The organism is Stutzerimonas stutzeri RCH2, from assembly GCF_000327065.1.
GTDB classification, from domain to species: domain Bacteria; phylum Pseudomonadota; class Gammaproteobacteria; order Pseudomonadales; family Pseudomonadaceae; genus Stutzerimonas; species Stutzerimonas stutzeri_AE.
The window spans coordinates 1-12763 of sequence record NC_019937.1 but is presented as its reverse complement, the minus strand read 5'-3'; the positions used below and the strand labels follow the sequence as shown (position 1 = coordinate 12763).

The 12763-nt window shown below is 53.9% G+C and carries 14 protein-coding genes; 6 read left to right on the top strand and 8 right to left on the bottom strand.

Translation table 11 applies throughout. From position 1 onward, the window contains the following. Positions 1–10 precede the first annotated feature (10 nt). A complete protein-coding gene (locus PSEST_RS21435) occupies positions 11–898 on the top strand; it encodes a DNA-binding protein (RefSeq protein ID WP_015279010.1) in 888 nt (295 codons plus the stop codon). A 28-nt stretch (positions 899–926) separates the two neighbouring features. Here PSEST_RS21435 and PSEST_RS21430 read toward each other — a convergent pair whose 3' ends face one another. Both PSEST_RS21430 and PSEST_RS21425 read right to left on the bottom strand, forming a co-directional pair. Then, positions 927–1169, bottom strand: coding sequence for a plasmid partition protein ParG (locus tag PSEST_RS21430; protein ID WP_015279009.1), 243 nt, complete (start codon positions 1167–1169; stop codon positions 927–929). Between the two features lie 2 nt (positions 1170–1171). Then, complete coding sequence (locus PSEST_RS21425) at positions 1172–1762, bottom strand: AAA family ATPase (RefSeq protein ID WP_015279008.1); 591 nt, start codon at positions 1760–1762, stop codon at positions 1172–1174. Positions 1763–2446: 684 nt separating this feature from the next. Between PSEST_RS21425 and PSEST_RS21420 the strand changes: the two genes are divergently transcribed. The 3 genes from PSEST_RS21420 to PSEST_RS21410 all read left to right on the top strand — a co-directional run bounded on the left by PSEST_RS21420 (position 2447) and on the right by PSEST_RS21410 (position 6168). Next, entirely contained in the window at positions 2447–2854 is a 408-nt protein-coding gene (locus PSEST_RS21420; RefSeq protein ID WP_015279007.1) for a plasmid mobilization protein, read from the top strand. Beyond that, a complete protein-coding gene (locus tag PSEST_RS21415; RefSeq protein ID WP_015279006.1) occupies positions 2851–4530 on the top strand; it encodes a relaxase/mobilization nuclease domain-containing protein in 1680 nt (559 codons plus the stop codon). The genes PSEST_RS21420 and PSEST_RS21415 overlap by 4 nt, the downstream gene beginning before the upstream one ends. A 252-nt stretch (positions 4531–4782) precedes the next feature. After that, complete coding sequence (locus PSEST_RS21410) at positions 4783–6168, top strand: hypothetical protein (protein WP_015279005.1); 1386 nt, start codon at positions 4783–4785, stop codon at positions 6166–6168. A 625-nt stretch (positions 6169–6793) separates the two neighbouring features. Here the strand turns inward: PSEST_RS21410 and PSEST_RS21400 are convergent. The 4 genes from PSEST_RS21400 to PSEST_RS21960 all read right to left on the bottom strand — a co-directional run bounded on the left by PSEST_RS21400 (position 6794) and on the right by PSEST_RS21960 (position 8321). Then, positions 6794–7069 carry a hypothetical protein gene (locus PSEST_RS21400; RefSeq protein ID WP_015279003.1) on the bottom strand — a complete coding sequence of 92 codons (276 nt, stop codon included), beginning with the start codon at positions 7067–7069 and terminating at the stop codon, positions 6794–6796. 150 nt (positions 7070–7219) lie between these two features. Further along, a complete protein-coding gene (locus PSEST_RS22565) occupies positions 7220–7450 on the bottom strand; it encodes a hypothetical protein (protein ID WP_015279002.1) in 231 nt (76 codons plus the stop codon). Then, positions 7434–7625: a hypothetical protein gene (locus tag PSEST_RS21390; protein ID WP_015279001.1), complete on the bottom strand. Its 192-nt coding sequence runs from the start codon at positions 7623–7625 to the stop codon at positions 7434–7436. Before PSEST_RS21390 ends, PSEST_RS22565 begins: the two co-directional genes overlap by 17 nt. A 138-nt stretch (positions 7626–7763) precedes the next feature. Then, positions 7764–8321 (bottom strand): recombinase family protein, encoded by a 558-nt coding sequence (locus PSEST_RS21960; protein WP_015279000.1) that lies wholly within the window; start codon positions 8319–8321, stop codon positions 7764–7766. A 390-nt stretch (positions 8322–8711) separates the two neighbouring features. Between PSEST_RS21960 and PSEST_RS22540 the strand changes: the two genes are divergently transcribed. Continuing rightward, entirely contained in the window at positions 8712–9215 is a 504-nt protein-coding gene (locus tag PSEST_RS22540) for a DUF1652 domain-containing protein (protein ID WP_330216889.1), read from the top strand. Between the two features lie 317 nt (positions 9216–9532). Here the strand turns inward: PSEST_RS22540 and PSEST_RS21950 are convergent, their stop codons facing one another. After that, on the bottom strand, positions 9533–9859 hold the full coding sequence (locus tag PSEST_RS21950) for a four-helix bundle copper-binding protein (protein WP_015278997.1): 327 nt from the start codon (positions 9857–9859) through the stop codon (positions 9533–9535). A 736-nt stretch (positions 9860–10595) separates the two neighbouring features. Between PSEST_RS21950 and PSEST_RS21370 the strand changes: the two genes are divergently transcribed. Further along, positions 10596–11231, top strand: coding sequence for a hypothetical protein (locus PSEST_RS21370; RefSeq protein ID WP_015278996.1), 636 nt, complete (start codon positions 10596–10598; stop codon positions 11229–11231). Positions 11232–11462: 231 nt separating this feature from the next. On the opposite strand, the gene PSEST_RS21365 is transcribed toward PSEST_RS21370, so the two are convergent. Beyond that, complete coding sequence (locus PSEST_RS21365) at positions 11463–12011, bottom strand: hypothetical protein (RefSeq protein WP_015278995.1); 549 nt, start codon at positions 12009–12011, stop codon at positions 11463–11465. Positions 12012–12763 lie beyond the last annotated feature (752 nt).

Below are 12763 nucleotides of genomic sequence, written 5' to 3'. Positions count from 1 at the left end.
GTAACACCCCATGGCTCTAGTAACTTTTGAATCAGTCGCAGCAGCAGCCGAAGCCATCAGCAAAGATGGTGGCCGACCTTCGGTGCGTGCGGTCATCGCTCAGTTAGGCGGCGGCTCGCCGAATACGGTTTTGCCGATGCTGAACGAGTGGAAAGCTGGGCGTGTTGCCGTTCGCTCTGCTGACATCGAGCTCGATCCGCGCATCGGCCAGATCGTCGCCGAGCTGGTCACCAGGGCGAGTGAGCAGGCGGCCAAGAGCGCAGAAGAGCGCGCAGCTGATGTGCAGGCCGATGCCGAGACGGTGGCTGAAGCGGGTCGAGAAGCAGAGCTTCGGGCCGAAGGCCTTCAGGGGCAGCTAGATAAGGCGATTCAGACGATCACTCTCAAAGAGCGTGCCCTGGAAGATGCTCAGGCGGCAGCGGCTATCGAGGCCAAAAATGCCGAGGAAAAGGCTACTGCGCTGAAAAACCAGCTGGCAGAGGAGCGTTCCCGTGCGGATCAGGCGGTGCAGGCTGTGGCGAAGGCCGAAGTTCGCCTTGAGCTGATCCCTGGTCTGCAAGCTGAAGTCGAGCGGCTGAAGCCTTTCGAGCAAAAAACAGCGGTTTTGACTGCAAACCTGGACGCAGCCAACGCCACAGCAGGTGACTTGAAAGGACGTCTCGATGCTGCCCTGCTTGATGCCAAAGAGGCGCATGCCGAGCTGGAAAAAGTGCGGATCTCTGAGCAGTCGCTGCAAGCGAAGCTGGATGCGGCCTTGCGTGAAATCGAAAGCCTGAAGGCAAGCCTTGGCGAGACGAAGACTGAGCTCGCGACAGCGCGCCAGGAAGCAAAAGAGGCACGAGCTGAGACCAAAGAGGTGCGCGCAGCGCTGGCCCAGGCGCCTACTAAGGGAGAGTGATTTTCAATGAGTAAGTGAGTGTACTCATTTACTCATTAACTGCTAACCACTGCTCAAGCAGCGACGTCACGACATTGGTCATGTCCTGATCTTTGTTGGTGACGGTCTTTTTGAAACGGCTGTGCAGCTTCGCATCGATGTTGACGTTCAGCCGTTTTAGCGCGGGCTTCTCAGCGTGCTTCGGGCCGTCATTTTGCGCGGCCAGCTGGGCGACGTTCTCTTTTGGTTTTCCGATGCTGATCAGCGGTTTTTTTTCGGCTGGTTTACTCATACTCATTTACTCAACTTAATCAGGTTTTTAGCAAATTCCTGCATTTCTTCGCTCTTTTCAAAGCCGCCCTGGGCTAGCGAGGTTGCGTACGCCGTACGTTGACCGACAGGCTTCGGAATCAGTGGAAGCTCGTAGCCCTTGATCACGTCGAAAACTTCTCTGCTCAAGCGTGTATTGGGCTGCATGCGGTTGACCATCAGTGCTGCTTTCAGGCTCGGATGCGTGGCGCGGAAATCTTTCACCAGCTGCACCGAGTCAGCCACGGCCCAGATATCCAGCGGCGAAGGCGCGACCGGCAAGACCACTGCCTCGCAGTGCGGCAGCACAGCTGCTGATAGTCGCCCTGGGGTGTCGATGATCACGTAGCTATAGCCGCTCAGGTCATCGAGATCCCGAGCGTTTTCGCACACAGACACCGTGAGCTTTTCAGGTAGTGACGACGCCTGTTCGTACCAGGCCAGGATGCTGCCCTGTGGATCCATGTCGACCAGCAGGGTTTTGTGGCCCATGAAGGCCAGCGTGCAAGCTGAATGAATCGCTAGGCTGGTCTTACCGACACCGCCTTTCTGTTGTACGAACGCTATTCGGCGCATTTGATAATACTCATTTACTCATACTCATTTGAGTATAATAGCACGCTGCGCTGTCGCTGCAACAACAATTCCTCTTCCTGTCCAACCTTGCTTTTGATCTTTGCGGCCAGGGATTGGCCGCCCTCGCCTCGCGGCAAGCGAGCGAGAGCGTGCGCAGGGAAAGCGCAAAGCGAGCGCTCATTAGAAGGGAGAAGGGGAGGGCTCTAACAAGATCAGTCAGCTGCCTGATCTGGCTTTTCGGTTTGGAACGACCCTTCAAATGCCAAACGCATTTTGGAATTCATTCGGTTGATTGGGCTGTTTGGGTCAGAGCGCTCTATTTGTTTTGTGTTTCTATCAATAGCGGCAGTTAGATCAGTGATGGCTTTTAACAGTTTCGCGTCCATTTTTTATGGCCTCTTATTATTTGGTTAACAAGTACAGAATAACACTAATTTTTGGCTTTCCTGGCTCTTGGTTAGAGAAAAATCTATTTTGCTTTTATTTGTTGTCAATTGAAAAAGCCTGAACAACCTAATTATGATGATAACTATTGAGGCTGTTAGTGCGAAGCAACAAGGCTCCTCGAAAAATAGGCTTCGCCATTTTCCGGCCTTGTCAAGGGTTTCACCCTTGAATCCCACTGGGGTTCCCCCAGGCCCCTAAAAGCAAAAGCGTTTATTTGACAACAATAAGAAGATGCCTATGAAAGACACGATAGAAAGACCGACCGACACCGTTCAGATTAACGCGCTTGTGCTTCGCAAGCAGCGCGACATGCTGAACGCAAAGGCAAAAGCAGCAAACCTGACGGTTTCGAAGTTCTTGCAAAAGCTTATCGAAGACGCAACCGTCATATCGAAACCTGATCTGTCTGCTGACATTCAAAAAGCAAACGCCTGGCTTGGCCGCATTAACGGCAACATCAACATGCTGTCGAGATGGGCGAATTTGTATCGCGAGAATGCTTTTGCTGACCTCATTTTGTATCGCCTGGCGGCAATCCAAAATGAGGTGTCTGAAGTCGCAACGTTTACCACTGATCTACGAACCCAGGGCTACGGAAAACGCCGCAAGCCCAGGTCACCAAAGAAGTCGAAGGTGACCCCATGATTCATGGTCTCTCGAAGCATACAGCTGTCGCTGTAGCGGCTATCGACTACTTCCTGGCAGATGAGTACCTGGACAAGGATTGCGGTGAATGGAAGGTGCGAGAGCCCGCTCCTGAGCTGCTAGAAGGTGACCCGATACAGATGCGTGCGCTGTGCGACAGCTTGTCGTTCAAAAACCGCTATACGTCAGGCGTGCTCAGCTTTACGAAAGACGAAACGGACAAAATCAACAGCACCCCAGGCATGAAAGAAGCCCTGATCGAGGAGCTGCGCTCGTTCGCTTATGCGGGCTTTAAAAACGATGATTCCAAGGCGCTGCTGGTCGTCCAGCATTCGCACCTGGATCGGCTTGAGCTGCATTACATGATCCCCCGCGTGAGCTTGGAATCGGGTCTCTACTTCAACCCCTTTCCGCCTAATTACGATGGCAAGCGCGGCCCCGGCAACAACCAGGCGTACCTCAATCAGAACGACGCTTTCGTTGACCATATCTGTGAAAAGTACGGGCTTCAAAACCCCCGAGATCCAAGCATTTCGCGGGAGCTGAAAGAGCCTGTTTTCGATACTGAAAAAGACAACAAAACGATCCGCCGCCAGGTCGTCGAAGCCATCGACCGCCAGATCGATGCAGGTGCGATAAATAGCCGCGAGGACATGACTAAGTTTTTAGAAAGTCATGGCGCAACCATTACGCGCAAAGGTGAGGACTATTTTTCTTTCAAATTCCCAGAAATGAGCAAGGCTATTCGTCTTGAAGGTGAGCTGTATGGAAAACAATCTTTTGCGGAGATTGGAAAACGTTACGAAGAACGCCGAGAAGCGTTCGAAGCTTCAAGAGGCAGCGCTGGATCCAGATACGATGCAGCAATTGCTGAGCGCGCATCGGAAGTTGAAGGGCGACATGGTAAGCGCACGGAAGAAGCTGAGCGAGCAAAGAACATTGATCCACGAGCAGAGCGAGAGCTTACAGAAACAGCGGAAGCTCTTAAAGACGAGCTGGGCAGTATCGACAGTACTATCAATAATCTTGCTGCTGATTGCATTCGTGAAAATCCTGGGCTGATGAAAGCGGGGGCTCTTTCTGCTGGCGGTGGAGGAAGTTCAGCAGCGCTTGGCGGTGGCGGTGGCGGTGGCGGTGGAGTATCTACGGATGCAGTTTCAGATACTTCAGTTGGTAAAACCGGCAATGCGATTCTTGATGAACTCATCCAGGCGTTCCATTCGTGGAAAAAAGCCCAGGCGAAGAAAGCGGCAGCAGCCGTCTCAATGCCCTTTCCAGAAAAGAAGAAGAGTTCAGCGGTAAAAAATGGAATAAAGAACTTCGTTAGTGCCTTTACTAATAAGCTGGCATTTAAAGTATCTGTGGTCACAGGGTATAACTTTGTCGAGCCTGAGCGCGGCAAATTGCAGCTCGACGACATGAGGTTGTATCGCAAGGCCTTGAACGAGCAGTTAATTGAGGCGAGGCACGATCTTAAAGAGCTTGAGCGTCTGCATAAGGCTGAACGTCAGGTCGAGGAAACGCGGTCACCGCTCGCCATGGTTGAGAAGCTAAAGGCAGAGAATCCGGGGCTTACGTTCAAATCGGAGGTGCTGAGAAATGCGGCTGAGCGATGGAAGGAAGAGCAGAAAGAGCGTGGGCCCAAGCGACGCGAGGAAGATGAATACGGGCTCTAACAATCTTCTGGAGTGAGCCGATATTTTTGATATGATGTCCAAATCCGTTTGCTGTAGCCAGAAGAATCAAAAAAGCAGCAGACAGAAAAAAGCCCGCAGGGCGCGGGCTTTAATCTGGGATCGAAGTTTATAGTTTGGCGACCGTAACTTCGACCCCTCTCGGTAAATACAGGGTCATTTTATGCACTACATCCGCAGAAAATCAAGCATTTCAGGTCGCCACCTTCGCTCATCAAGAGCTAGGTGGTGGCCATGTCAGCACTAATTCTTCAACCTACAGACGTCCAGCTGGAGCTTTTTGACGCCACGTCAGAAGCCGAGCTCTATCACCCTGTCTCGCCACGCCACGGCTTTTTCTCGTTGCTGTGGAAGGACGGCGTTCAGAAACGTCAGCGCAGCTACCCACTCAGTGAAATGCCTACGGTTCTTGGCCTGGTCGACTACAGCCGAGACACTTGGATATCACAAGCTGAGTTCGTCGTGCCTAATCGACGTGTGGTCAATCTAGCTCGCGTCGGTCTGTTGTTCGTTGATCTCGACACTTACAAATCTGAGCTAATGGCCCATCGGTCGACCGACGAGCAGATCCGTACGCTACATTTTTGGTGCGCTGATCATGGCATCCCGTTGCCCTCTCTGGTGGTTTTCAGCGGTCGAGGCCTTCAGGCCAAGTGGCTTTTGAGTGGGGCGTTACCGCGTGCCGCCTTACCCCGCTGGAATGCGTGCCAGAAGGCCCTGGTTGAGGCGCTGGAACCTTTGGGGGCTGACAGGCAAGCTCGGGATGCATCGCGCGTCCTGCGCCTTGTTAAGTCGGTACACAGCGTTTCTGGTGAGCGAGTGCATGTAGTCGATGTTCAGGGCTCGATGAGCAGCCCCGTGTCTTACGACTTCGAGCAACTGGCCGAGCAGCTGCTGCCGTTCACCCGGTCTGAGCTTCAGCTGCTGCGTACTGACCGCGCTGTTCAGAAGGCGGCTCGCGAAACCAGGCTCAAATTGGCCGCAGATAACCCCAAGGCTGACAAGTTCAAGGGCTATAACGGTAGATCACTGGCCTGGGCCAGACTTGAGGATCTGCGCACTCTGGGCCAGCTGCGCGGTGGCTGGAGCGTGGGTGAGAACTCGATGCGCACCACAGCACTGCACTGGCAGATGAATTTCTTGTGTCTGTCGGGTGCGGTTCACCCTGCGATCTTTCATCACGAGGCCCATGAGCTTTCCAAGCAGCTCGATCCGTCCTGGAAGTTTGCTGCCGACGAGTTGGGCACGCTGCGCAACAAGGCCAAGGCCTATGCGGAAGGACAGTCCATCGAGTTCGGCGGTCGCAAATGGCCGACGCTTTACACGCCGAAGAACCAAACGCTGATCGACATTTTCGACATCACAGATGAGGAGCAACGGCAGCTCCGAACGATCATCACCCCTGACCTGGCGCGCGAGCGAAACACTGAGCGGGAACGTGCCAAGCGTCGAGCCGCTGGTGTTAAAGATCGTTCTGAGTATGACCAGGAACGCAAGCAGAAAGCAGCAGACAGGGCCTCAGAAATCCGTGCGCTCAAAGGGAAGGGGCTTAGCGCATCTGCGATAGCTAAGCAGCTTGGGGTCACATCCAGGACGGTGTTCAATGCGCTCAAGGACTAATGCCTGCACGTGCTTCTGTACGTTTGTCCAGTGTGAAATGGTGTGTGGCTACTACTAGGGTGGCTTTAGCCTGCCCCCAGCGTAGCTGCTTTGCTTTTACCAAAAGAGAACAGCGAGCCCTTCTAAACCAGATCCCCTTTGCAAGGCCATATCACTCACACTGGACATCTAGCCAGTGTGAAATGGTGTGTGGCTACTACTAGGGTGGCTTTAGCCTGCCCCCAGCGTAGCTGCTTTGCTTTTACTAACAGAGAACAGAGAGCCCTTCTAAACCAGATCCCCTGCAAGGCCACGCCTAGGGTTATCTGACATCGGCATGCTTGCCGGACACCTTGCTCGGCTTTTTGCAGATATCTCGGAATTACCCTTGGCGAGAGGCTGATGTCGTGACGTTATAAATACGTTCGTCCTTTTCATGGAGATGACGAACGATGTTTAAAACGGTCTTGAAACAAATCCTCATTCGCCTGGTGGTCAGGCTGGCGGTGGCCTGGCTATGGGCTGTCCTCACGACAGCTCCGGTTGAGCCTGTGTTGAACATGGAGCCCGCGTTGATCTGGGTGCAGGTGGTACATGACAACCCAGTGTGGCTCAGCAACCTGGGCTTGGCTGCTGAGCTATTCGGTTAGGCTCGGCCTTTGAGTTCCTTTACCAGCTCCCTGAGTCGTTGATAATTTTTCAGGTGCCCATTGCTTGCTCGGTCATAGACAGCTTCCTTGACAGCGGCGCTGATGATCTCAGCGGCTTCGAGCCCTGTGCCTAGCTTATTCAGCCTGTCTAGAACGTCCTGGGTGTCAGTACCAGCGGCGATCTCGTTTGCTATCGCTTCGAGATCTTCGGTGCTCTCTTGCTTACCGATAATGATGCCGAGTGTTAGCGCACCTCTGAGGGTTTCGATCATGGTTCATGCCTCTACTTGTCGAGGCGCATAGCCTGGTACAGCGTCCTGCCAAGATCAAGACGCGAAAATCAGGCTATTTTCTGCTAAAATCGGGAAAAATCAGCGATTAGATATACAACGTAATTGCCCGCGCAATATACATGTGGGCTACTACAGTTCGACAATCAGGCTTTTGATCCCCTGGGCTTCGGCAAAGCGCCCTACCGCCGTTAGAGATGCCCACGCCCGCACTGGCTCACGTCTGCTGCGTACAGGCAGCCAGGAGGCTCCCAGGCGGCCCTGGAGCGCCCAGGCGCCGTGATGTCGCACGCCCCTGAACTCGCGCATAGCTCCGGTGCTGATCAGGGCTTCTAGCGTGTCCTGGTCAATCGCCTTTCGCATCATCACCCTCGAATGCCTGCTCGATGTCGGGATCCGGCGCGTCGAAGTCGTCGGGCACCTGAATTTTGCCCTTGAGCAGGCCAAATTTCAGGCGCTCGGCTTCGACGAGTTGCCTGGATCGTTGGGAGACGCCTTTGGCGTGTGGGTTGCGCTTGTGGAAGTCAGATTCAGACATGGCGGGTCGGTTTCGCTCAAACCAGAAGTGCCACCGATGGTACGCCAGTCCCCCGCCTAGTGGTCGCCTGGCTTCGCCAGAGCGTCAGCCTGGCGGCTGGCTTTTGTGGGGGGCTATTGAACATAGCGTCCGCTATCTCTATTGAGAGAGTGCGCGGTATAGCGTCGCTCGATGAACGCAGAGGAGGCGTGCCACTTCAGAGACTGATTGACCTTCTTCAACCAGTCGTCGTGCATGAGCTATCTGCTCAAGCGAGAGAGCAGGTTTTGGCCCAAATCGAACGCCCCTGGCTTTTGCCGCAGCTCGGCCTGCACTTGTACGCTCACTGATAAGGGAGCGCTCAAAATCAGCGATACCGGCGAAGATCGTTAGAACCATGCGCCCAGCTGGTGAAGTGGTGTCTGCCCATGGTTCAGCAAGTGACCGCAGGCCTGCGTCTCTTTCTTTGAGCTGTTCCGCGATGTGCAGCAGGTCGGTGGTTGACCTTGCCAGACGATCCAGTCGGGTTACTGTCAGCACATCACCCGCTCGCAAATGATCCAGGACACGGCCTAGCTCTGGGCGGTCTCGTTTGGATCCACTGATCTTCTCTTCGAAAATGCGTTGGCACCCGGCCTGCGCTAGCGAACTTCGCTGTTGATCAAGATCCTGACCTTGCGTGGATACTCGGGCGTAACCGATTTGTTGGCCTGCCATGTCCTAGCCCTGTCGCATAACTTGTCGCAGGTAATCTATCACTTGCGACAGGATTATGCGACATCCTAACGGCAGAAGATCTTGGGCACGCGAGCGTGTCGCATAAGTTAGGGTTTGTGCGACAAAAGCTGTCGATCAATGTATAGCTCGGCCAGCTCGACAGCGGCCCTATGCGCCTCGACATCTGTGTTGTAAAAGCCAGGGGAAATAAAAGTCTCGCTCGCAACCAAGTCATTACTTGGGTGGACGTCAACGCGAAACGTCCATTGGCCTACGTTTGATCTTAAGCTCACTGAATACCCGACCCTGCGGTAGCTGCCTTCTTCCTTGATACCAACCATGCTCCAATGCCTCTTGATGATAGAAATGTTATGACATCAAAGTGGCATCATGGTGCGATTTCAGTCATCGAAACGCTGGTCGAGGTCGTTGCCGGAAAAGGTGAGTTCGCGAAACCTATCCAACCATTCATCGGTGAAAGCTGATGTTGGCAAGCCGAGATGGAACAAAGCGCACAGCATGCATGGCTTTACGCCATCACAGGCCGGTCGCAGGGATGTGAAGCTAACTCAGATGGTTAGTTGCACGAGGAGAAAGGTTGGTATGGCATTCACGTTTGGAACGGCTCGCGCTATCGTCGAAAGCTCCTTTATGCCGCTTTCTTGCCGTTGCTCGCATGAGTCGTCGAGCGCGAGAATACGCATCTATGATGCTGCCACAGGCGAGCCACACCTGGTTGTGGCGGGGATAAGCATTCATAGGTTGAACACCTCTCACGAGATCAGAAAACTCGTGGGTGAGCTTCGCTATGAACTAGAATTCTGCGCACTGCAATTGAATCGAATACCACGCCCTCTTCTTAAAAAAGGCCCTGTATCGCTACAGGGCCTTTGAAGGGCTGCGTCCATTTCTTTTTACCGCACCCTGCGGTATCTCACTTCATCCTTTGAAGCGATGCGAACTCCGTCGCGACAGCCCATATCGGGGGCATCGGCCCCCCGATATGGGCTAGCTCATTGTTAACCCGTGGGAGGGGGAGGCCAAGGCCTAACAACAAGCCCAATATATGAGCGCGACTGATGGCATAAGTTCATCAGTTAGACATGCTTTTACCATCATCCGATCAATGTAATGGGCATCGCTATTCTCGGACGGCTGCGGAAAATGCTTTTGAGACGGCCGCCCCGCTTTGCACGGCCCGGCCATACGGCTTAGGCAGCCATTTTTTCGCATTGCTCAGCACAGGCGAGGCAAGCTTCGGCACAGCGCTGGCAATGATCCGCACTGTGTTTCTTGCATTCTTCGCCACAGGCACGGCAGATCTGAGCACAAACTCGGCACAATTCAGCGGAATACTCGCTGCCACGGGCCATGAATGCTGCTGCCATACGGCAAATTTGAGCGCAATCCATGTCTAGCTGGATGCAGCGAGCCATCATCTTAACGTCGTCTTCTTTCAGGCAGGCTGACGAGCACATGTCGCAAATCACTGCGCAGTTACTACAGGCCTCGATACACGACTGGAAATCTTGGTTCATGATCTTCTCCTCTATGGGTTCGGATAGCCCGCCAACAGGACGATTACAAGGTACATCCTTGAGGCAGGCTATGCAGTCGACCCACGCCTTATCAGCAAGGTTTCTTATATTGACCAAGCTGACAGAATTGTAACGATCTAGGCGCAGGAAATTGCCATAGCTGGGACTACGTTGCGTCAGGCGTGAGGCGGGGTACGCCAGGAGGAATCGACCGAGGGTTGCACCGTCAGGGGCAGAGCTAGGCTAAAGCTGGGCGGGATTTACCATAAATCCCGTTAGGCGCACCCCAGAAACGACAAAACCGCCCGAAGGCGGTTTTGTATAAGCCCCCACTGACGTGAGGTAGGTGAAGCATCCACCCGCAGGGTGGTGAAGGTTTTGATCCTTTCGGATCTCGCTCAGCCGAAGCCTTTGCGCTTTTTCTAAGCTGCCCAAAGGGCAGTGAAGTGGTGAAGCTTTCTCGCGTTAGGTGAAACTGAAGTTTGAGCATTTCTGCGTTCATTTCTAATTTCTAAGCTGCCCGGAGGGCAGTGAAGTTCGCGAGAACAATTCCATCTTAAGAAGCTTACGCATGCCTGTCAATAGATGAGAATGAAAATTGTTTAGTATACTCAATATACTAGCCTCAGCAACACTCATGGCCCGTTCGCATGGATCGTAATTTCTGATTTGTGGCATTTTGCTATGCAGTTCCATACCCTTGCTTGCTGCACAAATTCTTAACCAAGGGATGATCATGAAAGGACTGAAAACTGGGCTCGCTTGCCTCCTATCCATTGCGCTGGTTGGCTGCGGAGAACCGGCCCCGACGCCTCCTGGTGTTCAGTATTCGGTGATCAAGGACGAAAGCACCCCTCGTAAGCGGGTTCTAGAAGTCGTACTTGCTGAACGGGTTGATCAGGCGACTCTGGAGCAGCTCGCAAGGGAGCTGAAGAAGTCCGCAAACTCGGAGCGGACGTTCATTGGCTGGCGTATCAAGGGCGAGGAGCAGGGTGCTTACTGGGCCAAAACTGACTTCATGCCGGAACTGAAAGTGACGCTGCTCGGCGCGTCTGCTGAAGAACACCAGCAGATGGTTTCGTCCGATGCCTCTGTTGATGGAGAGGTTTTCGGCACCTGGCTGAGCACCTGGGGTTTTGAGACGAAAATGGTCGGCTACCGCAAAGATGGTAAGACGTTTATCCAGTCAACGTTCGCCAAAGGCGGCGGCGTCTCGACGACTGAGTACGTAGAGCAGGAGCTGGATGGTCGGCGCGTCCTGGTCGATGCGGAGGGCTCTGATTTCGGAGAGTACATGTTCGTCAACGCGGACGGTGCGCTTGAATTCTGGAGCGAAAATGGGAACTTCTATACCGCGCCGAGGGCCAACTAGGCCGGCTAGAGCGTGATCGCTGCCTTCGGGACTTCACCCTGGATCATCTTGAATCACGCACTGTATTGCGCAATAATGATCATGCAGGGCGACTAACCGGATGAGATCGAGCGCCCTCTGGCCCGAAAGGGTGGTCGCGCAAGGCGACCCGAGGCGAAAGCCGAAGCGGTGTCCGGATCTGCTTTACCCGAATCGAAAAAGGCGCCCATGGCGCCTTTTTTCGTTTCTGCCTTACCGCTTTGTGGCCACTGGTTGGCGCAGGTAGGTTTTGCCGCAGAGGATTAGGAAGGCCATATCTCCCAGCAGTATGGGATCTGGCTCGCCTGGATCATCGTGATAGGCGCTTTCGACTACCAGGTTCAGATCCTGTTTTTGCCGCCCAGGCTGCACAGCTCGACTGATTTCGAAAAATACGTAATACGGCCCGGCTGGATCTTCGATTTTGATGCTGTAGGCCCAGTTGCGGCGCGCAGCCGTCTGGGTGACTTTGCACTTGGGATGATTCAGTCCCAGGATCAGTTCGGGTAATTGCTTCGATAAGCGATACCGGGTGCGACAGAAGGTGCGCGGACGCGGTGTGTCGGCATCCAGGATGGGTTCCCCTTCGGGGTGGCGTTCGGGCTTGTACCTTCTCGAAAAGCAGTGGTTCGAAAAGGTTACGTGCACTGTGAGCATCCGTTTCGCCAATTTGCTTTCAATATCAAAGCTAAACGGCTCCAGGTGCGACAGATCGAAGTGCTCTTCACCGATGACAATCGGGTGGAAATAGGGTTTGGTCACAGGCGTTCTATTCCTTGAATACACCCATTCTAACGGTACAGGCCGTTTTTCTGTTTCCTCGGCGAAGCGTAATGTCATACTCACATGAGTAGATGATCATTAGCAAAGACGTTGCGCAGCAGCGTCGCGCAGGGCATCGCCTAAAGATGCCGTCCAGGGTGCAGCCCTGGCGCCGGGGCTTGGGGCTGCGTAAGCCCCAAGGTTTGCTTGGGTTCGCGATATTTTTTCCCTTTCTGCTGTTTTGCTTGGGCGTTTTAACGGGCTCTATTCGCTTCGCTCACCGAGCCTGCGCTGCGCTTGTCTCGGCCCTTCGGGTGACGATCCCTAACGCAAAAGTCAGGGAGCCAAAGCCCGTTCGTCATGCTCTTTACGCTTGTCGGTCGCTCTGTTCCGCCGCCTGCTGAGCTTGCCATGCCCGCAATCCAGTCAAGACCAAGCCGCCGAGGGCGGTCGCTGCGCGAGTCTTGACCAGCTTGCTTGAGCATGACGCTCAGTGCAGGCAGCGAAACGACCGACCGACGAGCAAGCCGTCTGCGCGCCCATATCTCTCTTCAAGACATGATGCTGTCGCCGCTTCGCGTCTCCGCTAGAAGAGCGTCTGTTGGCAGCTCACTCCCTCTCTCAAAGCATGCCCGGTCGGGGCGATTTTTTTGCGAGCAAAAAAAATAACGAAAAGATAACGGGAGGGGTTGCATTGTTATCTAGATAACGTTACAATAACGTTATCATAACAGATAACGAATAACAAAGAG